Origin of the sequence: Micromonospora sp. DT178 (assembly GCF_049841695.1) — a bacterium.
GTDB lineage: Bacteria > Actinomycetota > Actinomycetes > Mycobacteriales > Micromonosporaceae > Micromonospora.
In genome coordinates, this window is the sequence record NZ_JBNCKV010000006.1 from 336,972 (window position 1) to 357,924 (window position 20,953).

General features: G+C 74.0%; 17 protein-coding genes. 11 read left to right on the top strand and 6 right to left on the bottom strand.

The features are described from left to right. Window positions 1-13 precede the first annotated feature (13 nt). Entirely contained in the window at window positions 14-1,882 is a 1,869-nt protein-coding gene (typA, locus tag ACLQ22_RS14535; RefSeq protein WP_425692711.1) for a translational GTPase TypA, read from the bottom strand. A gap of 135 nt (window positions 1,883-2,017) precedes the next feature. Here typA and ACLQ22_RS14540 point away from each other — a divergent pair, with 135 nt between their 5' ends. After that, complete coding sequence (locus ACLQ22_RS14540) at window positions 2,018-3,415, top strand: DedA family protein (RefSeq protein WP_425692712.1); 1,398 nt, start codon at window positions 2,018-2,020, stop codon at window positions 3,413-3,415. Between the two features lie 123 nt (window positions 3,416-3,538). Here the strand turns inward: ACLQ22_RS14540 and ACLQ22_RS14545 are convergent, their stop codons facing one another. Beyond that, a complete protein-coding gene (locus ACLQ22_RS14545; protein ID WP_425692713.1) occupies window positions 3,539-5,674 on the bottom strand; it encodes an MMPL family transporter in 2,136 nt (711 codons plus the stop codon). A gap of 169 nt (window positions 5,675-5,843) precedes the next feature. Here ACLQ22_RS14545 and ACLQ22_RS14550 point away from each other — a divergent pair, with 169 nt between their 5' ends. From ACLQ22_RS14550 to ACLQ22_RS14570, 5 genes are all read left to right on the top strand, one after another. Continuing rightward, window positions 5,844-6,359 (top strand): MarR family winged helix-turn-helix transcriptional regulator, encoded by a 516-nt coding sequence (locus ACLQ22_RS14550; protein ID WP_425692714.1) that lies wholly within the window; start codon window positions 5,844-5,846, stop codon window positions 6,357-6,359. Window positions 6,360-6,363: 4 nt separating this feature from the next. After that, window positions 6,364-8,043 carry a CocE/NonD family hydrolase gene (locus ACLQ22_RS14555; RefSeq protein ID WP_425692715.1) on the top strand — a complete coding sequence of 560 codons (1,680 nt, stop codon included), beginning with the start codon at window positions 6,364-6,366 and terminating at the stop codon, window positions 8,041-8,043. Window positions 8,044-8,204: 161 nt separating this feature from the next. Continuing rightward, window positions 8,205-9,113 (top strand): hypothetical protein, encoded by a 909-nt coding sequence (locus ACLQ22_RS14560; protein ID WP_425692716.1) that lies wholly within the window; start codon window positions 8,205-8,207, stop codon window positions 9,111-9,113. Between the two features lie 77 nt (window positions 9,114-9,190). Then, a complete protein-coding gene (locus ACLQ22_RS14565; RefSeq protein ID WP_425692717.1) occupies window positions 9,191-9,766 on the top strand; it encodes an ArsR/SmtB family transcription factor in 576 nt (191 codons plus the stop codon). After that, window positions 9,763-11,160, top strand: a complete 1,398-nt coding sequence (locus ACLQ22_RS14570) for an MFS transporter (protein WP_425692718.1) — start codon at window positions 9,763-9,765, stop codon at window positions 11,158-11,160. The genes ACLQ22_RS14565 and ACLQ22_RS14570 overlap by 4 nt, the downstream gene beginning before the upstream one ends. Before the next feature lie 51 nt (window positions 11,161-11,211). Here the strand turns inward: ACLQ22_RS14570 and ACLQ22_RS14575 are convergent, their stop codons facing one another. Then, window positions 11,212-11,415 (bottom strand): cold-shock protein, encoded by a 204-nt coding sequence (locus ACLQ22_RS14575; protein WP_088961229.1) that lies wholly within the window; start codon window positions 11,413-11,415, stop codon window positions 11,212-11,214. A 165-nt stretch (window positions 11,416-11,580) separates the two neighbouring features. On the opposite strand from ACLQ22_RS14575, the gene ACLQ22_RS14580 reads away from it, so the two are divergent. Together ACLQ22_RS14580 and ACLQ22_RS14585 are read left to right on the top strand one after the other, a co-directional pair. After that, entirely contained in the window at window positions 11,581-12,264 is a 684-nt protein-coding gene (locus ACLQ22_RS14580; protein WP_425692719.1) for a class I SAM-dependent methyltransferase, read from the top strand. 98 nt (window positions 12,265-12,362) lie between these two features. Continuing rightward, window positions 12,363-12,974, top strand: a complete 612-nt coding sequence (locus ACLQ22_RS14585) for a DedA family protein (protein WP_425692720.1) — start codon at window positions 12,363-12,365, stop codon at window positions 12,972-12,974. Window positions 12,975-13,072: 98 nt separating this feature from the next. On the opposite strand, the gene ACLQ22_RS14590 is transcribed toward ACLQ22_RS14585, so the two are convergent. Continuing rightward, on the bottom strand, window positions 13,073-13,726 hold the full coding sequence (locus ACLQ22_RS14590; protein WP_425692721.1) for an MBL fold metallo-hydrolase: 654 nt from the start codon (window positions 13,724-13,726) through the stop codon (window positions 13,073-13,075). Between the two features lie 8 nt (window positions 13,727-13,734). Further along, window positions 13,735-14,451, bottom strand: a complete 717-nt coding sequence (locus ACLQ22_RS14595) for a maleylpyruvate isomerase family mycothiol-dependent enzyme (RefSeq protein WP_425692722.1) — start codon at window positions 14,449-14,451, stop codon at window positions 13,735-13,737. A gap of 170 nt (window positions 14,452-14,621) precedes the next feature. Between ACLQ22_RS14595 and rsgA the strand changes: the two genes are divergently transcribed. The 3 genes from rsgA to ACLQ22_RS14610 all read left to right on the top strand — a co-directional run bounded on the left by rsgA (window position 14,622) and on the right by ACLQ22_RS14610 (window position 19,563). Continuing rightward, window positions 14,622-15,674, top strand: coding sequence for a ribosome small subunit-dependent GTPase A (gene rsgA, locus ACLQ22_RS14600; RefSeq protein ID WP_425692723.1), 1,053 nt, complete (start codon window positions 14,622-14,624; stop codon window positions 15,672-15,674). Between the two features lie 293 nt (window positions 15,675-15,967). Next, on the top strand, window positions 15,968-18,907 hold the full coding sequence (gene uvrA / locus ACLQ22_RS14605; RefSeq protein WP_425692724.1) for an excinuclease ABC subunit UvrA: 2,940 nt from the start codon (window positions 15,968-15,970) through the stop codon (window positions 18,905-18,907). Between the two features lie 173 nt (window positions 18,908-19,080). Further along, complete coding sequence (locus ACLQ22_RS14610; RefSeq protein WP_425692725.1) at window positions 19,081-19,563, top strand: Rieske (2Fe-2S) protein; 483 nt, start codon at window positions 19,081-19,083, stop codon at window positions 19,561-19,563. 76 nt (window positions 19,564-19,639) lie between these two features. Here the strand turns inward: ACLQ22_RS14610 and ACLQ22_RS14615 are convergent, their stop codons facing one another. Next, window positions 19,640-20,917 carry an MFS transporter gene (locus tag ACLQ22_RS14615; RefSeq protein WP_425692726.1) on the bottom strand — a complete coding sequence of 426 codons (1,278 nt, stop codon included), beginning with the start codon at window positions 20,915-20,917 and terminating at the stop codon, window positions 19,640-19,642. Window positions 20,918-20,953: the final 36 nt, after the last annotated feature.

Sequence of the window (20,953 nt, forward strand, 5' to 3'; positions counted from 1 at the left end):
CTGCGGTCGTACGTCAGCCGGCGTGCTTGCGGCGGGCGGCGGCCCGGCCACGGGTGGTCTGGTCGAGCACCACCTTGCGGATCCGGATCGCGGCCGGGGTGACCTCGACGCACTCGTCCTCGCGGCAGAACTCGAGGGCCTGCTCCAGCGACAGCTTGCGCGGCGGGATCAGCTTCTCGGTCTCGTCGGAGGTCGACGCGCGCATGTTGGTGAGCTTCTTCTCCTTGGTGATGTTGACGTCCATGTCGTCGGAGCGGGAGTTCTCCCCGACGATCATGCCCTCGTACACCTCGGTGGTCGGCTCGACGAAGAGCTGGCCGCGCTCCTGAAGGTTGATCATCGCGAACGACGTCACGGCGCCGGCCCGGTCGGCGACCAGGGAGCCGTTGTTGCGGGTGCGCAGCTCGCCGAACCATGGCTCGTACGACTCGAAGACGTGGTGCAGGATGCCGGTGCCCCGGGTGTCGGTGAGGAACTCGGTGCGGAAGCCGATCAGGCCCCGGGCCGGAACCAGCCACTCCATCCGGATCCAGCCGGTGCCGTGGTTGACCAGCTGCTCCATCCGGCCCTTGCGGGTCGCCAGCAGCTGGGTGATCGCGCCCAGGTACTCCTCGGGGGCGTCGATGGTGAGCCGCTCGACCGGCTCGCAGGTCTTGCCGTCGATCTCCTTGGTGACGACCTGCGGCTTGCCGACGGTCAGCTCGAAGGACTCGCGGCGCATCTGCTCGACCAGGATGGCCAGCGCCAGCTCGCCGCGGCCCTGCACCTCCCACGCGTCGGGGCGCTCGGTGGGCAGCACCCGCAGCGACACGTTGCCGACCAGCTCCTTGTCGAGCCGGTCCTTGACCATCCGGGCGGTGACCTTGGCGCCCTTGACCCGGCCGACCAGCGGCGAGGTGTTGGTGCCGATGGTCATCGAGATGGCCGGCTCGTCGACGGTGATCAGCGGCAGCGGGCGCGGGTCCTCCGCGTCGGCGAGGGTCTCACCGATCATGATCTCGGGGATGCCGGCGACGGCGATGATGTCGCCCGGGCCCGCCGAGTCGGCCGGCTTGCGCTCCAGGCCCTCGGTCATCAGCAGCTCGGAGATGCGGACCCGCTGGGTGCTGCCGTCGGTGCGGCACCAGGCCACCGTCTGACCCTTGCTGATGGTGCCCTGCCGCACCCGGCACAGCGCCAGCCGGCCGAGGAACGGGGAGGCGTCGAGGTTGGTGACGTGCGCCTGCAGCGGCGCCTCCTCCTCGTACGCGGGCGGCGGGATGGTGTCCAGCAGGGTGCGGAACAACGGCTCCAGGCTGGTGCTGTCGTCGGGGACCGCGCCGTCGGCGGGCTGGGTCAGCGAGGCGATGCCGTCGCGGGCGCAGGCGTAGACGATCGGGAAGTCGATCTGCTCCTCGTCGGCGTCCAGGTCGAGGAAGAGCTCGTAGGTGTCGTCCACGACCTCCTTGATCCGGGCGTCGGGGCGGTCGACCTTGTTGATCACCAGGATGATCGGCATACGCGCCTTGAGCGCCTTGCGGAGCACGAACCGGGTCTGCGGCAGGGGGCCCTCGCTGGCGTCCACCAGCAGCACCACCCCGTCGACCATGGTCAGGCCGCGCTCGACCTCGCCGCCGAAGTCGGCGTGGCCGGGGGTGTCGATGATGTTGATGGTCACCGGGTCGGAGCCGTCGGCCGGCAGGTACCGCACGCCGGTGTTCTTGGCCAGGATGGTGATGCCCTTTTCCCGTTCGAGGTCCATCGAGTCCATGACCCGTTCGGTTACCTCGCCGCGGGCGCCGTAGGCGCCGGCCTGCCGCAACATGGCGTCGACCAGGGTCGTCTTACCGTGGTCGACGTGGGCGATGATGGCGACGTTGCGGAGGTCGGTGCGAAGCTGCATACCCTCCATACTCCTGTCTGCGGTTGCCGGGGCACGCGTCGGGGTCTACCCGCGAATGACCCGGATCTCTGCCGAAACTGATGTTCCGACCGTTTCAGCGCCTGGCATGCTGACCCCCGTGGGAATGGGGGCCCGATGCACGACCTGCTGACCCTGCTGCAGGGCCTGCCGCCCCTGCTGATCTATGTGATCGCCGCGATTGTCGTCGCGGGGGAGACCGCCGTGATCTTCGGTCTGCTGGTGCCGGGCGAGGCGACCCTGTTGCTGGTCGGCTTCCTAGCGTACGCGGGGACGCTGCGGCTCGTACCGGCGCTGCTGGTGATGATCCTTGCAGCAGTGATCGGCGACACACTGGCGTACCGGGCGGGCCGGCGGCACGGGCCCCGGCTGCGCGCCGGCCGGCTGGGCGCGCGGGTGGGCCACGAGCGGTGGAGCCGGGCGGACGCGATGCTCGGCCGGCTGGGCGGGCGCGGGGTGCTCACCGCCCGCTGGGTGGCCTTCGCCCGCACCCTGGTGCCCCGGCTGGCCGGGGCGGCCGGGATGCCGTACCGGCGGTTCGCGCCGTGGAACCTGGCCGGGGTGGTGACCTGGGTGGGCGGCTCGGTGCTCGTCGGCAACCTGGCCGGCGAGTCGTACGAGACGGTCTCCCGGCTGCTCGGGCGCGCCACCGGCGCGGTGCTGGTGCTGGTGGCCGCGCTGGTGGCGGTGGTGCTGGCGGGGCGGTGGCTGGGCCGCAACCCGGATCCGGCGCGGGCGCTGGCGTCGCGGGCGGCGGGGCTGCGGCCGGTGCGCTGGCTCCGCGGTCGGTACGGGGTGCTGTTCTTCCTGCTCGCCATGCACGTCGGGCCGGCCTGGACGCTGCTGATCAACCTGGTCGCGGGCCTGCTGCTGCTCTTCCTGGCCGGGCTCGCCATCGCCTGGGTGCTCGGGGCGGTGGTCCGGCACAGCGGCCTGTCGGTGCTCGACGGCGCGATCGCCGACTGGTTCGCCGACCGGCGTACGCCCGGGGCGGTCGACGTCACGCTCGCGGTGGTCTCGGCGCTGCGCGGCTCGTACCTGATCGTGCTGGTGGCCGTCGTCGCGGCGGTGCTGGCCTGGCGGCACCGGCCCTGGCGGGCGGACCTGCTCAGCGTGGTCGGCACGGTCGGGGCGTTCGTGCCGCTGGTGGTGCTGGCCGTGGTGGTCGACCTGGCCGGGCCGACGGCGGGCGGGCCGGACGGCCGGGACGCCGCCCTGTTCCCGACGCAGAACGCCGTGGTGGCGGCCAGCCTCTGCACCCTGGCCTGGCTGCTGTCCCGGCGGGCGCGCTGGCCGGTGGCGGTGGCCGCCTGGACGGCCGCGGCGGCCGGGGTGGTCGGCATCGTCGGCGCCCGCCTCTACCTGGGGCTGAGCGCCGCCAGCGGCAGCGCCACGGCGGTGCTGCTCGGGGTGGCCTGGACGGCGTTGTTCGTGGTCGCCTGGGCCACCCGCGACAGGGCGGTGGGCGACGACGCGGCGGAGCCCGAACAGGTGGCGGCCCGCGCCGACGCGTGAGTCGCCGTCGCCGCGCCGTGCACGCGGTCCGCCCCACCAGCGCCCACGACGCGGCGGCCGGCGTGTCCGGGACGCGCGACGGGGCCGTGGCGGTGACGCCACGGCCCCGTTCCGGCGGACCAGTCAGTCCCGGGTGGTCGCCACCTCACGTCCCGCCGACGCGTCGTCCCCGCCGTCGGCGGGCTCGCGCGTGATGCGTCCCGGCCACCAGAAGCGGTCGCCCAGCGTGAACGCCAGCGCCGGCACCAGGACCGTCCGCACGAGCAGGGTGTCCAGCAGGACGCCGATGCAGACGATGATCCCGATCTGGGTCAGCAGGATCAGCGGCAGGACGCCGAGGACCGCGAAGACCGCGGCGAGCAGGATGCCGGCGCTGGTGATGACGCCGCCGGTGACCCGCAGGGCCGAGAGCATGCCGGCGCGGGTGCCGCTGCGCCGGGCGTCCTCGCGGGCCCGGGTGACAAGGAAGATGTTGTAGTCCACGCCGAGCGCCACCAGGAACACGAAGGCCAGCAGCAGGACGCCGCTGTCCAGCGCCGGCATGTCCAGCACGTGGTCGAAGAGCAGCCACGACGCGCCGATGCTGGCGAAGAACGACGCGATCACGGTGAGCACCAGCAGCAGCGGGGCGACCAGGCCGCGCAGGAGCAGCACCAGCACCGCGCCGACGAGCAGCAGGATGATCGGCAGGATCAGCCGCAGGTCCCTGCCGTTGGCCTCGTTCTCGTCGTAGGTGGCGGCGACGGCGCCGCCGACCACCGCGCCGTCGAACGCGGGTGCGCCCTCGACGGCGGGCGGGGCGGAGCCGGGGACCGCCGCGACCGCGTCCCGCAGCGCCTCGACGGCCCGGTTCGCGGCCTCGGTGCCGGGCTCGGCCTCCAGTACGACGTCGACCTGGGCGACCTGGGCGCCCGCCTCGCCGGGCCGCGCGGAGGCGACGCCGGGGATCCCGGCGGCGGTGTCCGTGACGGCCCGCACCGCCGAGGGGGTAGTGAGCACGGCGACCGGCTGGGTCGTGCCGGCGGGGAAGGACCGCGCGAGGGTCTCCGCGCCGGCGACCGCCTCCGGCTTGACCCGGAACTGCTCGGTCTCCGACAGGCCGGTGCGGATCCCGAGCCCGCCGAGGGCGAGCCCGGCCAGCAGCAGCGTCGCGAGCAGCGCGACCGGCGTGGGACGGCGCTCGACGGCGGCGCCGAGCCGGCCCCACAGCCGGCCCTCGCGGATCTCTCCGCCGACCCGGGGCACGAACGGCCAGAACAGGCCGCGCCCGAAGATCACCAGGACCGCCGGGAGGACGAACAGCGCCGAGAGCATGGCGAGGACGACGCCCGTGGCGCAGGCCACGGCGAGGGCGCGGTTGAGCTCCTGCTCCGACAGCAGCAGGGTGAGCACGCCGAGGACGACGGTGGAGCCGCTGGCGAGGATGGGCTCGGCGACCCGACGCTGCGCGGCGCGCATCGCCACGAAGCGGTCCTCCTCGCGGCGCAGCTCCTCGCGGTAGCGGGCGATGAGCAGCAGCGCGTAGTTGGTGGCGGCGCCGAAGACGAGGACGCTGGCGATGCCGGTGACGGCGCCGCCGGGCAGGTTGATGCCGAAGGCCGGGACGACCGTGTCGAGGGCGCGCAGCGTGAGCTGTTCCGTCGCCGCGACGACGACGAGCGGCACGATCCACAGGAACGGGCTGCGGTAGGTGACGAGCAGCAGCAGCGCCACGACGCCGGCGGTGACGGCGAGCAGCGTGGTGTCGGCGCCGTCGAAGACCTTCGTCAGGTCGGTGGCGAACGCGGGCCCGCCGGTGACCTCCACGTTCAGGCCGGCCGGCACGTCGTCCAGGGAGGCGCGGAGCTCGTCGATCCGGCCCGCGGTCTCCTCCTGCCCGCCAGCGGTGGACAGCGGCACGGCGACGAGCGCGACGGTGCCGTCGGGGGAGACCTGCGGCGGGCTGACGCGACCGCCGACGGCGAACCGGCCGAGGTCACCGGACTGGCCGGTCAGGGCCGCGCGGTCGGCCTCGGTGAGGGCCGCCCGGTCGGCGCGGCTGACGACGACGATCGCCGGCTGGACGTCGCGGGAGGGCAGCTGGTCCTGGAGGCGCTCCACCTGGGTCGACTGCCACTGCACCGACAGGCCGGTGGCGGAGACGGGCGCGGGGTTGTCGGGCTTGGGCAGCGCGAAGACGGCCGCCCCGAAGACGATCGCGGCGACCACGGTGAGCCACGCGGCGAGCCGTCCGCGCGCCACGCGGGTGAACACTGACATCGGATGCCCTTCACGGTCTCTCGGCGGATTTCCTTCGACGGGTCAGACCTCGCGAACGACGCAAAGGGCCGGCCGTCGAGTATCTTGATAAACGAGATTATCGACTGCTGAGTTATGCTGCAACCGGAACGCAAGGGCGGGAGGCGGCGACGACGTGGCAGGTCACGGCATGTACCGGCGGCGCGACACGCGCCGCGAGCGGCTGGTCGCCGAGATCGGGACCGAGCTGCGGCGCTACTCGGTCGACGCGCAGCACATCGGGCACGCCTTCGCCGGCCTGCACGGGCTCAACGCCACCGACCTGCAGGCGCTGATCGCGGTGATGGACGCCGAGCTGGTCGGCCGGCCGATCACCCCCGGCCGCCTCGGCGAGCAGCTCAACCTGTCGTCCGGCTCGGTCACCGCCCTGATCGACCGGCTCGAGCGCGCCGGGCACATCCGCCGCGACCGCGACACCGCCGACCGGCGCAAGGTCTTCCTGCACTACGCCGAGCGGGGCGCCGCGCTGGCCATGGAGTTCTTCCGGCCCCTGGGCCGGCGCACCGACGACGTGGTGGCCGGCTTCAGCGACGACGAGCTGGAGGTGGTGCACCGGTTCATGACCGCGATGACCGCCTCGATGGGGGAGCACCGCGACGCGGTGCGCGCCGCCCGCGACGAGCCGGCCCGGCGCGCGAGCGGCTGACGTCGTGCTGGACCGGCTGGCAGCCCGCCTCGCCACCGCCGCGCTGCGGTTGCCGCCCGCGCGCATCCGCCGGGTCACCCTCACCCGGGGCATCCGGGTGCGGGCCCGCGACGGCGTGTCACTGCGCACCGACCACTACGCCCCGGCCCTGCCCGGCGCGCCGACGGTGCTGATCCGCACCCCGTACGGGCGGGGCGGACCCGTGCGGCTGCTCGGCCGGCTCGTGGCCGAACGCGGCTTCCACGTGGTGATCCAGTCCTGCCGCGGCACGTTCGGCTCCGGTGGCACCTTCGCCCCGCTGGTGCACGAGCGCGAGGACGGCCTCGACACCCTCGACTGGCTGCGCCGCCAGCCCTGGTGGTCCGGCGCGTTCGGCATGTTCGGCGCCAGCTACCAGGGCTTCGTGCAGTGGGCCCTGGCCGCCGATGCCGGGGAGGAACTGCGGGCGATGGTCGCGGTGGTGACCGCCTCGGGCACCCGCGACTCGACGTACGCCGGGGAGTCCTTCGCCCTGGACGCCGTGCTCACCTGGGCCGAGCTGCTCCAGGCGCAGACCGTGCCGTGGCTGGCCCGGCAGTGGGAACTCAAGCGCGGCCAGCCCCGGCTGGTCGCGGCGCTGGCCCACCTGCCGCTGGCCGAGGCGGACCGGGTGGCCACCGGCGTGACCGTGCCGTTCTTCCAGGAGTGGCTGCGCCACCACACCCCGGACGCCGACTACTGGCGTACGCGCGTCTTCGGCGACCGGATCGCCGAGGTCCACGCGCCGGTGGTGATGGTGAGCGGCTGGCACGACATCTTCCTGCCGGCCCAACTGCGCGACTTCGCGGCGCTGCGCGCGGCCGGCGCCCGTCCCCGGCTGACCGTCGGGCCGTGGACCCACGGCAGCCCCGGGCTCCTCCTCGCCGCGCTGCGCGAAGGGCTGGACCACCTCGACGTCCACCTCGCCGGGCGGCCTCCGCGGGCGCGGGCCGGTGCCGGTGCGGCGGCCCCCGTGCGGGTGCACGTCGGCGGTGCCGGTGGCGGCTGGCGGGACCTGCCCGACTGGCCGCCCCCGGCGGTGCCGACCCCGTGGCACCTGCACCCGGCGGGCGGGCTGAGCACCGCCGCGCCGGTCCCGTCGGCGCCGGACGGCTTCCACTACGACCCGGCCGACCCGACGCCCTCGCTCGGCGGGCCGCTGCTGGTCGCCCAGCGGGCCGGGCCGGTGGACAACCGCCCGGTCGAGGCCCGGCCCGACGTGCTCACCTTCACCAGCGCCCCGCTCGACGCGCCTGTCGAGGTGACCGGTCCGGTACGCGCCGAGATCCACCTGCGCAGCGAGCTGTCCCACCTGGACGTCTTCGTGCGGCTGTGCGACGTGGACCGGCGCGGCCGGTCCTGGAACGTCTGCGACGGCCTGGTCCGGGTCACGCCCGACCGGTTCCCCGCCGACGCGGCCGGCGTGGTGCGCGTGCCGGTGGAGCTTTGGCCCACGGCGCACCGGTTCGCGCCGGGGCACCGGCTGCGGGTGCAGGTCTCCGGCGGCGCCCACCCCCGCTACGCGCGCAACCCCGGCACCGGTGAACCCCTCGGCACGGCAGTCACCCTGCGTGCCGGATGGCGCGAGATCCTGCACGATCCACAGTGTCCGTCCGGTGTGGTCCTACCGATCATGCCGCCAGCGTCACAGGTTTCTCCCAGCTGAAAAAACTGCTCTGAGCTGGGCATATATCAATCGATGGGGCTATGGTTGGGCCACTGCCCGACGCTGTGCACCACTCGGTCGGGCCCGCGCGTGAGGCCCCGCACCGCCTACGCGGTGTCACTGTCGTGCCCGGCCCCCGAACCATCCGCAAGGGGGAACCCATGACGCGGGCACCGCAAAACCTGTTGGCCGTCCGCCGCCTGCTGCTCGACCACCTCAACGTCGACCCCGACACCGTCCGCGGTCAGGACCTCGAACCCGCCGAGGTCGGCATCGTCGGCGACCCCGCCCACCGGGGCGGCTACCACTGCGGCTCGGACCGGGTGGTGACCGGGGACTACTCCGTCGTGGAGTCGCCCCGGGACTCCGCCGGCCTGACCCTCGACGCGGCGGCGCTCGACGTCGGCCTCTTCGAGGTCCGTGCCGGCGGCCGTACGCACGACCTGCGCGGTTTCTCCACCTGGTGCGTGGCGCAGTGCGCCGACGACACCCCGGACAGCCGGGACATCCGCGAGATCATCTACTCCCCGGACGGCAAGGTCGTCCGACGGTGGGACCGCCTGCGCAAACGAACGAGCGGGGACAACTCCCACCTGTGGCACACCCACTTCAGCTTCTTCCGCGACTCGATCAAGGCGAACCGGGACCAGACCCCGCTGTTCCGCCGCTACCTGACGACCATCGGATTGATCGCACCGCCAGCAGAGGAGTCCGACATGGAACAGACCGACAAGCTCGCCTACAACACCGGGGTGCCCACCCGTACGGTCGGCCAGGTCTTCGCCGACCTGGAGAACCTGCGCAACTGGCTGATCTCGCCCGTCGGGACGGCCGGTCTGCTGACCCCGCCGCTGGCGGAGTCGCCGTTGATGCTCATGCTCGCGATGGCGCGGGCCTACCCGGCGCTGGTCGCCCAGGTCAAAGCCCTCTCCGAGAGTGACTTCAGCGACGAGCAGGCGATCGTCGCCGGTGTGCTCGCCGGTCTCTCGCCGGAACAGATCGCGGAGGCGATCCCGCCCACCATCGCCCAGCAGGTCACCGACGAGTTGGCCCGCCGCCTGGCGGCCTGATCCCGCCGCGAAGATCGACAACGGCAGTTGCGCAATAGGTGTTGCGCAACTGCTGTTGCCGATGTCAGGCTGGCGGAATGACGAAACCCGACGTACGCCACGTGACCGACTCGCGGGTGCTCGCCGCGCTGTCCCATCCGCTGCGCCGCCGGTTGATGGACGTGCTCAAGGTGCACGGCCCGTCCACCGTCGGCCTGCTCGCCGAGCGGACCGGTCAGGCGCCGGCGAACGTCAGCCACCACCTCAAGGTGCTGGCCGGCGCCGAGCTGGTGGAGGAGGCGCCCGAGCTGGCCCGCGACCGGCGGGAACGCTGGTGGCGCCTGGTCACCCGGGGCGTCCGCTGGTCCCAGTCGGACTTCGACGCCGACCCCGCCGCCCGGGCCGTCGCCGATGCCGCCACCTCGCTCAACCTGGACCGGCACGTCGCCCTCGCCCGCGCGTGGCACGCCACCGACGAGGCCAGCCAGGCCGCCTGGCCGGAGGGGCCGTTCTCCACGGACCGCTGGCTGCACCTGACCGACGCCGAACTCGCCCAACTGGCCGGCGAGCTGAACGAGGTGCTCACCCGGTGGGGCGAGCGGGACGTGCCCGACGACAGGCAGAAACGCGAGCCGGTCTTCCTGTTCGCCTACGGCATCCCGGCCACGCCGTGACGCCGCCCGCCGACGCCATGCCGCCGGGCCGTACCGCCGGCGCCACGGCCGCCCCGCCGACGCGTACCGCCGGCACCACGGCCGTCCCGCCGGCGGGTGTGCGCCGTTCGGGCGCCGACCCTGCGGTACGGCCCGCCGGCCAGCCGGTGGCGCCCCGGGACGGGCTGCTGCGGCACCGGGACTTCCGGCTGCTCTGGGCCGGGCAGACCGCCAGCGCCGTCGGCAGCAACGTCACCGCCGTGGCGCTGCCCCTGGTCGCCGTGACCGTGCTCGACGCCAGCACGTTCGGCGTCGCGGTGCTCACCGCCGCCGCCTGGCTGCCGTGGCTGCTCGTCGGCCTGCCGGCCGGCGCCTGGGTGGACCGGTTGCCCCGCCGGCCGGTGATGATCGCCTGTGACCTGGTCTCGGCGCTGCTGTTCCTCAGCGTCCCCGTCGCCGCCGTGCTCGGCGTGCTGACCCTGACGCAGTTGCTGGTGGTGGCGTTGGGCGCCGGCCTGGCCCGGGTCTTCTTCGAGACGGCCGACCAGGTCTACCTGCCCGTGCTGCTGCGCCCCGAGCAGGTGCCGGAGGGCAACGCCAAGCTCCAGGCCACCCAGACCGCGAGCTACGTGCTCGGCCCCGGTCTCGCCGGCGTGGTCGCACAGGCCGCCGGCGCCGTCACCGCGCTGCTGCTCGACGCGCTGAGCTTCCTCTTCTCCGCCGCCTGCCTGCTGCGCATCCGCACCGTCGAGCGGCGTCCCGAGCGCGTCGGGCCCTCGCGGTCGCTGCGGCGGGAGATCGGCGAGGGTATCCGGTTCGTCGCCCGGGACCCGTACCTGCGGGTGCTCACCGCCTTCGGGGCGGCCAGCAACGTCGGCCTGGTCGGCTACCAGGCGGTCCTGGTGGTCTTCCTGGTCAGGGAGGCGCGACTCGCACCGGCCCCGGTGGGCCTGCTGGTCGCGGCGATGAGTCTCGGCGGCATCGTCGGCGCGTTGTCGGCGACCCTGCTCGGCCGTCGGCTCGGCACCGCCCGGGCCATGCTCCTGGCGGCGGCGTTCACCGGGCCACCGGCGTTGCTGATCCCGCTCGCCGGGCCCGGCGGCCGACTGGCCCTGCCGGCGATCGGCGGGATGCTGGTCAGCCTCGGGGTGGCGGTGGGCAACGTGCTCAAGGGCAGCTTCCGGCAGACCTACACGCCGCACCACCTGCTGGGCCGCGTCACGGTGAGCATGCACATGCTCAACTACGGCACGATCCCGCTGGCTGCGGTGCTGGCCGGGGCGGTCGGCGCGGCCCACGGGGCCGGCACCGCGATCGCGGTGATGACGGGCTGGCTCGCGCTCACCCCGGCGATTCTGCTGATCGGGCCGCTACGGCGGCGACGGGACCTGCCCGCCGCGCCGAAGCGGCCCTGAAAACGCCCTGCGGCGGCGGCCGTCAGTTGGCCGCCGCCACCGGCACGGGATCTACAGCGGACGGACGTTGTCCGCCTGCGGACCCTTCTGACCCTGGGTCACCTCGAACTCGACCTTCTGGCCCTCGTTCAGCTCCCGGTAACCGCTCGACGCGATGGCCGAGTAGTGGACGAACACGTCCGGCCCTCCGCCATCCTGCTCGATGAAGCCGAAGCCCTTTTCCGAGTTGAACCACTTAACCGTGCCGGTTGCCATGCATCTCTCCCTGTTCCAAAGCGGGTGAACCTTCGGTCGTCGACCGAATGATCGCCCGGTGCTACCCCGAGAGTAACCGGCCGAACCCCGATCCGCTGGCCGAACTCTCGGCGCGGCGACGCGAAAGCCGGGCGGTGCGAGGTCGGCTGAGGCATGCTTGCCCCGATGAGGGGTGCCACAGCCGACGCGCTGACCGAGATCGAGCGGGAGATCGACGCTCCCGGCGGCGGGCTGGACCGGCTCCGGCTGGTGCGGATCCCGTTCGTCCCCGAGGTGCGGCTGCACCTGGCCGAGGACGCCATCGTGTGGTGGGCCCGGATGGAGGCGCAGGCCGGGCACGCCCTGCCCGCGCCGTACTGGGCCTCGGTCTGGGCCGGTGGACAGGCCCTCGCGCGCCACCTGCTCGACCACCCCGACCTCGCGGCCGGCCGCCGGGTGCTCGACCTCGCCGCCGGGTCCGGCCTGGTGGCGATCGCCGCCGCGCTCGCCGGCGCCGAGCGAGTGGTCGCCAACGACATCGACCCGTACGCGGTCGCGGCGGTCACCGTCAACGCCCGGGCCAACGATGTGACGGTCGCGGCCACCGGCGGCGATCTGCTCGACTCCGACCTCGACGGGGTGGACCTGCTGGTGGCCGGGGACGTGCTCTACGACGCGACGATGGCGGCGCGGGTGCTGCCCTTCCTGCGACGGGCCGCCGCCGCGGGCACCGACGTGCTGGTGGGCGATCCCGGCCGGGGCCACCTGCCGCCGGGCGTGCTGGCGACGGTGGCGAGCTACCCCGTGCCGACCACCGAGCCCTCCGTCGACTCGACGGTGCGCCGGGTGCAGGTGCTGCGCCCCCGGTGACCCACGGGCTCTCAGGGTCGACCCCGAGCCCGATACCAGGGGGCGGTGGGGGATCGGACCCGATGTCCCGGGTGGCCGGGCGGCCATAGCGTACGGGCATGGCGGATTGGCTGACCCAGCTCGGAGAGCTCCCCACCACCCTGCTCATGGGGGTGCTCGGGGTGGTGATGCTCTTCGACGCCGTACCGCTGCTCGGGGTGCTGGTCCCCGGCGACGTGGCGATCCTGGCCGCGACGGGGGTCGGCGGCCCGACCACCGGGGCCGCCACCTTCGCCGTCGTGGTGGCCGGCTGCCTCGCCGGCTGGTCGCTGAGCTTCCTCGCCGGCCGCCGGTACGGCGAACGCCTGCGGCGCAGCCGCCTCGGCGACTGGATCGGCGAGGCGCGCTGGGCGGCGGCGGAGGGGATCCTCCAGCGCGGCGGCGGCCGGATGGTGCTGGTCGCGCCCTTCCTGCCGGTGTTCAACGCGCTGCTGCCGCTGGCGGGGGGCGGGCTGCGGATGTCGTACCCGCGCTTCCTCAGCTGCGCGACGCTCGGCGCGGCGGCCTGGGCCGGTCTCTACCTGGCGCTGGGCACCGCGTCACGGTCGCTCGCCGGGCTGCTGCCGGGGGAGTCCAGCCCGATGCTGGTCACCATGACGGTCGGCCTGGTGCTGGCGGGCGCGGTGGCGATGGGCACGCGACGCCGGCTGCGCGCGGTCACCGGGGCCTGACCCCGCGCCCGACGGGGGAGCGGGGGACCGACGGGGGGAGTGGGGGACCAACGGGGGGAGTGGGGCCGGGCGCGGATCGCGCCCGGCCCCGCTGAGGTTCACCAGCCGCGGGCGCGCCATTGGGGCAGCGCGGGACGTTCCGCGCCGAGCGTGCTGTCCTTGCCGTGACCCGGGTAGAACCAGGTCTCGTCGGGCAGCCGGTCGAAGAGCTTGTGCTCGACGTCGTCGATGAGCGCGGAGAACCGCTCCGGATCCTTGTCGGTGTTGCCGACCCCGCCCGGGAAGAGGCTGTCGCCGGTGAACAGGTGCGGCGACCCCGCCGGGTCGCGGTAGAGCAGCGCGATCGAGCCGGGGGTGTGGCCCTTGACGTGGATCACCTCCAGCGCGCACTCGCCCACCGGCACGCTGTCGCCGTCGGCGAGCGTCTCGGCCTCGATCGGCAGCCCGGCAGCGTCGTCGGCGTGCACCAGCGGGTGGGCGCCGGTCTTGGCGACCACCTCCTCCAGCGCCACCCAGTGGTCCATGTGCTGGTGGGTGGTGACCACCGTCGCCAGCCCCGCGTCGCCCACCAGCTCGAGTAGCCGGGGCGCCTCGTTGGCGGCGTCGATCAGCACCTGCTCGCCGGTGGCCCGGCAGCGCAGCAGGTAGGCGTTGTTGTCCATCGGGCCCACGGACACCTTCGTGATGGTGAGCCCGTCGAGCTCGCGTACGGCCGGCGCGCCGCCGGGCGTGACGTCTCCGCTGTAGGTCATGAGGTCGTCTATATCCATTCCGGTGGTTGCGGCAGGGGGCCGTCGGGGGTGACGGTCAGCACGGTGCCCGGGCTGCGGCCGATCAGCCAGGCGGCGAGTTCGGGGGCGGCGCCGGCGACCGTGGGCGCGGCACTCCGGTCGCCGACGACCAGTTCGTGCCGGCTGCCGTCGAAGCGCAGCACCATCGGCGGCACGTCGGCGCGGTCGGCGAGGTCGCCGACCACCTCGTGCAGCAGCCGGTGGCCGAACGCCTCGGGCCAGTCGGTCGGCCGGTAGTCGGCGTCGAGGTCCACGTGGTGCACCTCGATCTCGCGCAGCCGGCCCCAGACCAGCATGGCCGCCGGCCAGGGGCCGCGCCGCGTCTGGACGGTGGCCGCCCACGCCTCGACCGGCATCGCGGCGACCGCCTCGGCGAACCGGTCGGCCGAGCGGCGCAGGTCGTCCAGGTGGGCGGCAGGCGGGCGGGCGGCACCGGCGTCGATGTCGGCGTCCCGGGCCGCCGCGGAGGCGTACATCGGGATCGGCTCGCCGGTGCGGGCCGCGGTGAGCAGGTTGACGAAGCCGTCGGCGTTGCGGGCCAGATGAGCCAGGACGTGCCCCCGGCTCCAGGCGGGCAGCAGCGAGGCGGCGGCGAGGCCCGTGTCGTCGAGGGTGGCCGCGGTCCGCAGCAGACGGTCCGTGGCCGCGTCCACCTCGCCTGTCAGCAGAAGCGGATCCATGGTCACCCACCGACCCTATCCGCCGGGGGACCCCGCGTCGCCGGGGAAATCGCTTTCGGCGCGCCGCGGCGCGTCCTACCGTCGGCGTGGAACGCGGCACCGGACGGCGGGGGAGGTGGTGACCATGCCGGTAGCAGCACGCGTGCGTCAACCACTGCGACACCGATGAGGATGCCATGACCATCGATCTGACCGCCCTCGGCTGGGATGCCGAGCGGGCGGCACACGTACCGCGACGCGGCGGGCACCGACCGGGCCGGGTGGCCCGGGTGGACCGCGGCGTCTGCACCGTGCTCTGCGCGGACGGCCCGGTCCGCGCCACCCTGGGCGGGGCGGTCCTGGCCGCCGCCGCCCGCGACCTGACCCGCCTACCCTGCGCGGGGGACTGGGTGCTGCTGGGCACCTGGCCCGACCGCAACGTCACCGTGGAGGCGGTGCTGCCGAGGAGCACCGCCCTCGTCCGGCGGACCGCCGGCAAGGACGCCAGCGGCCAGGTGCTGGCCGCCAACCTCGACGCTGCCGCCGTGGTGGAGCCGGTGCACCCCGAACCGGACGTCGGCCGCATCGAACGGCTGCTCTCCCTGGCGCACGAGTCCGGCGCCCGGCCGCTGGTCGTGCTCACCAAGGCCGACCTGGCGGCCGACCCGCAGGCCGTCGCGCGCCAGCTCGCCGGGATCGCCCCGGGGGTGCCGGTGCTGGCCGTCAGCGCCGAGCACGGCACCGGGCTCGACCCGCTGCGCGCCGAGGTGGTGCCCGGCCGCACGCTCGGCCTGCTCGGCCCGTCCGGCGCGGGCAAGTCGAGCCTGGTCAACGCGCTGGCCGGGGCGGCGCTGATGCCGACGCAGGCGATCCGGCGCGTCGACGGCAAGGGCCGGCACACCACCACCTGGCGGGCGCTGCTCCCGGTGCCCGGCGGCGGCGCCGTGCTGGACACCCCGGGGGTACGGGCGGTCGGCCTGCTCGACGGCTCGGCGGGGCTGGACCGGGCGTTCGCGGACATCGCCGAGCTGGCCACCGGCTGCCGGTACGCCGACTGCGGGCACGACGGGGAGCCCGCCTGCGCGGTGCGCGAGGCGCTGGAGACCGGCGAGCTGCCGGCGCGGCGCTGGGAGAGCTGGCGGCGGTTGCAGCGGGAGGTGGCGTACGAGAGCCGGCGGCGGGAGACGCGGCTGGCCGCGGAGCGGCGCGGCGGCTGGCGCTCCGGGCGGCGGCGGGCCGCCCGCCCCTGACGGGTGTACGCGCGGGCGGGGCCGGTCGACGACCGGCCCCGCCCGTCTCCTCGGGCGCGGCGGACCGGTTCCTCGCTTACGGCGGACCGTTCCCTCGGCGCGGCGGGCCGGTTCCTCGTCACGGCGGACCGGGCTGAGCTGGGGGAATGTGCCGGCGAGGGAAGTTGTCGTACCTCGGGGCTAGAGTTGCCGAGGCGCCTTTCTGCGCGCCCACAACCACTCAGACAACCGCTCAAACCAGCCTTGGAGCGGACAATTCCTCCTCATCTTCTTCACCCGGGAGTACACGGACAGTGGCCGACCGACTGATCATCCGTGGCGCGCGCGAGCACAACCTGCGTGACGTCAGTCTCGACCTGCCCCGGGACGCCCTGATCGTGTTCACGGGGCTCTCCGGGTCGGGCAAGTCGAGCCTGGCCTTCGACACGATCTTCGCCGAGGGGCAGCGCCGCTACGTGGAGTCGCTGTCGTCGTACGCGCGGCAGTTCCTCGGCCAGATGGACAAGCCGGACGTCGACTTCATCGAGGGCCTGAGCCCGGCGGTCTCCATCGACCAGAAGTCCACCTCGCGCAACCCGCGCTCGACGGTGGGCACCATCACCGAGGTCTACGACTACCTCCGGCTGCTCTTCGCCCGCATCGGCCAGCCGCACTGCCCGGTCTGCGGCGAGCGGATCTCCCGGCAGACCCCGCAGCAGATCGTCGACCGGGTCCTCGCGATGGCCGAGGGGACCAAGTTCATGGTGCTCTCGCCCGTGGTGCGCGGCCGCAAGGGCGAGTACGTGGACCTCTTCGCCGAACTCCAGGCCAAGGGCTACGCCCGGGCCCGGGTCGACGGCGTGGTGCACCCGCTGACTGAGCCGCCGAAGCTGAAGAAGCAGGAGAAGCACACCATCGAGGTGGTGATCGACCGCCTCACGGTCAAGCCGAGCGCCAAGCAGCGGCTGACCGACTCGGTCGAGGCCGCCCTGGGCCTGTCCAACGGCCTGGTCCTGCTCGACTTCGTCGACCTGCCCGAGGACGATCCGGAACGCGAGCGGCGCTACTCCGAGCACCTGGCCTGCCCCAACGACCACCCGCTCGCGATCGAGGACCTGGAGCCCCGGGTCTTCTCCTTCAACGCGCCCTACGGCGCGTGCCCCGAGTGCACCGGCCTCGGCACCAAGAAGGAGGTCGACCCGGAGCTGGTCGTCCCCGACCCGGAGCGCACCCTGCGCGAGGGCGCGGTCCAGCCCTGGTCGACCGGGCACAACCTGGAATACTTCCTGCGCCTGCTGGAGGCCCTCGGCGCGGCCGAGCACTTCGACGTCGACACGCCGTGGCGGGCCCTGCCGTCGCGGGCGCAGAAGACGATCCTGCACGGCTCCGACGACCAGGTGCACGTGCGCTACCGCAACAAGTTCGGCCGCGAGCGCTCCTACTACACCGGCTTCGAGGGCGTGGTGCAGTGGATCGAGCGCCGGCACACCGACACCGAGTCGGAGTGGTCGCGGGAGAAGTACGAGGGCTACATGCGCGACGTGCCCTGCGCGGCCTGCGGGGGCGCCCGGCTCAAGCCCGAGGTGCTCGCGGTCACCCTGGCCGGCAAGAGCATCGCCGAGGTCTGCAACCTCTCCGTCGGCGAGGCCGCCGACCTGCTCGCCGGCATCGAGCTGACCGACCGGCAGAAGATGATCGCCGAGCGGGTGCTCAAGGAGATCAACGCCCGGCTGAAGTTCCTGCTCGACGTCGGTCTCGACTACCTGTCCCTGGACCGCCCGGCCGGCACCCTCTCCGGTGGCGAGGCGCAGCGCATCCGGCTGGCCACCCAGATCGGCTCCGGCCTGGTCGGCGTGCTCTACGTCCTCGACGAGCCGTCGATCGGGCTGCACCAGCGCGACAACCACCGGCTGATCGAGACCCTGGTCCGGCTGCGCGGCCTGGGCAACACGCTGATCGTCGTCGAGCACGACGAGGACACGATCCGCACCGCCGACTGGATCGTCGACATCGGCCCGGGCGCGGGCGAGCACGGCGGCAAGATCGTGCACAGCGGCTCCGTGCCGGCGCTGCTGGAGAACCCGGAGTCGGTGACCGGGGCCTACCTGTCGGGCCGCCGGTCGATCCCGACGCCGCAGGGGCGCCGTCCGCAGACCCCTGAGCGGGAGCTGGTGGTGCACGGCGCGCGCGAGCACAACCTGCGCAACCTGACCGTCTCGTTCCCGCTCGGCCAGCTCATCGCCGTCACCGGGGTCAGCGGCTCCGGCAAGTCGACGCTGGTCAACGACATCCTCTACGCGGTGCTGGCCAACCAGATCAACGGGGCCCGGCTGGTCCCCGGCCGGCACACCCGGGTCTCCGGGCTGGAGCACGTCGACAAGGTGGTCGGCGTCGACCAGTCGCCGATCGGCCGCACGCCGCGGTCCAACCCGGCCACCTACACCGGGGTCTGGGACCACGTCCGCAAGCTCTTCGCCGAGACCACCGAGGCCAAGGTCCGGGGGTACGGCCCCGGCCGGTTCTCGTTCAACGTCAAGGGCGGCCGCTGCGAGGCGTGCTCCGGCGACGGCACCATCAAGATCGAGATGAACTTCCTGCCCGACGTGTACGTCCCGTGCGAGGTCTGCAAGGGCGCCCGCTACAACCGGGAGACCCTGGAGGTGCACTACAAGGGCAAGACCGTCTCCGACGTGCTGGAGATGCCGATCGAGGAGGCGGCCGAGTTCTTCTCCGCCATCCCGGCCATCCACCGGCACCTCAAGACGCTGGTCGACGTCGGCCTCGGCTACGTCCGGCTCGGCCAGCCCGCGCCGACGCTCTCCGGCGGCGAGGCGCAGCGGGTCAAGCTCGCCTCCGAGTTGCAGAAGCGCTCGACCGGGCGGACGGTCTACGTCCTCGACGAGCCGACCACCGGCCTGCACTTCGAGGACATCCGCAAGCTGCTGATGGTGCTCGAGGGGCTGGTCGACAAGGGCAACACGGTGATCACCATCGAGCACAACCTCGACGTGATCAAGACGGCCGACTGGCTGATCGACATGGGCCCCGAGGGCGGCCACCGGGGCGGCACGGTGCTCGCCACCGGCACCCCCGAGGAGGTCGCCGAGGTGCCCGGCAGTCACACCGGTCACTTCCTGCGGCAGGCGCTCAGGCTCGACGGCGACGCGAAGGGCGCGGCGGCGGCCACCTCCCGGGCGGCCAAGGCCAACGGCACCAAGCCCCGCGCCCGCAAGGTGCCGGCCGGGGCGCGCTGACGGCGCGCCTGCCGACCACCGGTGCGGACCGTGTGGCCGTCCGGGCGGGCCCCACGCCCGCCGGGACGGCCCCACGGTCGCCGATCGGGTGAACCGTCGGGCAGAGTGATCCGTGTACCCGAGTGTGGCCGCGGATCATGACCAGGCGGCGGCAGCCGAGAGAAGGGCGAGGCATGAGTGACGATCAGGGGCTGACCGGGCCGGCGGCGCGGACGCGGCGCGCCCTCCTCACTGGCGCGGGCGCGGTCGGCGCGGCGGTGGTCCTGGCCGCCTGCGGCAGCGACGACTCCGGCGACGGGGCGGCCCCGACCAGCGGCGGCCCGCCGGTGCCCAGCACCGGTGACGCCGGCGGCGGCGACCGCGAGGGCGCGCAGTCGCTGGCCCGTACGGCCGACATCCCGGTCGGCGGCGGCACCGTCTATCCCGCCCAGGGCGTGGTGATCACCCAGCCGCGCGAGGGCGAGTTCAAGGGGTTCGACTCGATCTGCACCCACCAGGGCTGTCCGGTGACGAACGTCGACGGCGGCACCATCAACTGCACCTGCCACTTCAGCAAGTTCTCGATCGAGGACGGCTCGGTGAAGGGCGGCCCGGCCACCAAGCCGCTCCCGCCGAAGAACGTCAAGGTCACCGGCGACCAGATCTCGCTGGCCTGACCGGCCCGGCGCGGCCGGCGGCCCGTCCGGGCCGCCGGCCCCGCTCAGTCCGCGGCGGCGCCCCCACGTCGACCGCTCAGTCCGCGGCGGCGCCCACGTCGACCGCCGGCCGCTCGCCCGTCGGCGGCGGCTCCCGCAGGGCGGCCGGCGGCAGGCTCCGCTCCAACAGCAGGATGCCGGCGACGCCGACGGCGTTGAGCAGCGCCAGCGCCAGCCAGGGCGCGGCGGTGTCGACCTCGTACAGGGTGCCGAAGAAGGCCGGCGCGACCATCGAGGCGATGGCGAAGGAGTACTGGAAGGCCGCCAGGTAGCGGCCCCGGGCGGCGACCGGGGCGGCGGCCGCGGCCAGCGCGGCGGAGGCCGGCGCGTGCACCAGTTCCGCGACGGTGAACAGCAGCGTCGCCGCGACCAGCAGCGCGGCCACTACGCCGAGGCGCCCCGGGCCGAGGGTCGCCATGGCGAGGCCCCAGACCGTCCACAGGGCGGCGGCCAGCGCGACCGCACGGGTGCGGCGGTGGTGCGGCAGGCGGGCGCCGACGGGCGCGGACAGCAGGGCGACGAGGAACGCGTTGCCGGCCAGGACGGCGGAGGTCAGCCACGCGGGGCCCCGCAGGTCCGTGAGCATCATCGTGGGCAGGGCCAGGCCGAGCATCATGCTGCTCAGCGCGAAGACCGTGTTCAGGCCGATGAGGGCGAGGAACGGGCGGTCCCGGACCAGCGCGGCGTACCCGCCCCGTCCGGATCCCGCCGGGCGGTCGGTGGCCGGCGGGATCCGCACGCAGGCGGCGATGAGCACCGCGGCGAGGGCGAAGCAGGCCGCCGCCGCGTAGGCCACCGCGCGGTAGGTGGCGGCCCGCCCGTCGGCCACCACCACGCCCGTGGTCAGGCCCCCGACCGCCAGCCCGGCGGTACGGGCGCCGTTGCTGATCGCGTACCAGGTGTCCCGGGCCCAGCCGCCCGGGCTGCCGTCGGCGTAGTCGGCGACCGCCGTGAAGACGGCGGACCAGAAGAACCGCACGCCGACGGCGACCAGCGCCGCCGCCACGAAGACGCCGACGGGCCCTCCCACCCAGGCGTACGCCAGATAGCCGGCGGCCTGGAGCAGTTGGGAGGCGACGACCACCGGCAGCGCCCCGAACCGGTCCGCCAGCGATCCCGCCCACAGCGGTACCGGCAGGGTGAGCACGGTCGCCGCGCTGAGCAGCACCCCGAGCAGCGCCAGCGGCACGTCGGTGAGCCGCAGGAAGTACACCAGCGACAGGGGCAGGAACAGCCCGTTGCCGACCGAGTCGACGGTGAGCGCCGCCACGAGGACGGCACCCCCTCGGCTGCGTCCCGCGGGGTTCGCGCCCATGTCCCCGTACCCCCCTCGCGTCGCCTCCGCCAGGGG

Excerpts from the sequence above, each read along its gene's own strand:
- ACLQ22_RS14575 (WP_088961229.1), bottom strand. The coding sequence starts at position 11,415 with ATGGCAACCGGCACGGTTAAGTGGTTCAACTCGGAAAAGGGCTTCGGC.
- ACLQ22_RS14560 (WP_425692716.1), top strand. The coding sequence starts at position 8,205 with ATGACGCGGGCACCGCAAAACCTGTTGGCCGTCCGCCGCCTGCTGCTC.
- ACLQ22_RS14565 (WP_425692717.1), top strand. The coding sequence starts at position 9,191 with ATGACGAAACCCGACGTACGCCACGTGACCGACTCGCGGGTGCTCGCC.
- rsgA (WP_425692723.1), top strand. The coding sequence starts at position 14,622 with ATGACCATCGATCTGACCGCCCTCGGCTGGGATGCCGAGCGGGCGGCA.
- ACLQ22_RS14550 (WP_425692714.1), top strand. The coding sequence starts at position 5,844 with ATGTACCGGCGGCGCGACACGCGCCGCGAGCGGCTGGTCGCCGAGATC.
- ACLQ22_RS14545 (WP_425692713.1), bottom strand. The coding sequence starts at position 5,674 with ATGTCAGTGTTCACCCGCGTGGCGCGCGGACGGCTCGCCGCGTGGCTC.
- ACLQ22_RS14540 (WP_425692712.1), top strand. The coding sequence starts at position 2,018 with ATGCACGACCTGCTGACCCTGCTGCAGGGCCTGCCGCCCCTGCTGATC.
- ACLQ22_RS14610 (WP_425692725.1), top strand. The coding sequence starts at position 19,081 with ATGAGTGACGATCAGGGGCTGACCGGGCCGGCGGCGCGGACGCGGCGC.
- ACLQ22_RS14615 (WP_425692726.1), bottom strand. The coding sequence starts at position 20,917 with ATGGGCGCGAACCCCGCGGGACGCAGCCGAGGGGGTGCCGTCCTCGTG.
- ACLQ22_RS14590 (WP_425692721.1), bottom strand. The coding sequence starts at position 13,726 with ATGACCTACAGCGGAGACGTCACGCCCGGCGGCGCGCCGGCCGTACGC.
- ACLQ22_RS14580 (WP_425692719.1), top strand. The coding sequence starts at position 11,581 with ATGAGGGGTGCCACAGCCGACGCGCTGACCGAGATCGAGCGGGAGATC.
- typA (WP_425692711.1), bottom strand. The coding sequence starts at position 1,882 with ATGCAGCTTCGCACCGACCTCCGCAACGTCGCCATCATCGCCCACGTC.
- ACLQ22_RS14585 (WP_425692720.1), top strand. The coding sequence starts at position 12,363 with ATGGCGGATTGGCTGACCCAGCTCGGAGAGCTCCCCACCACCCTGCTC.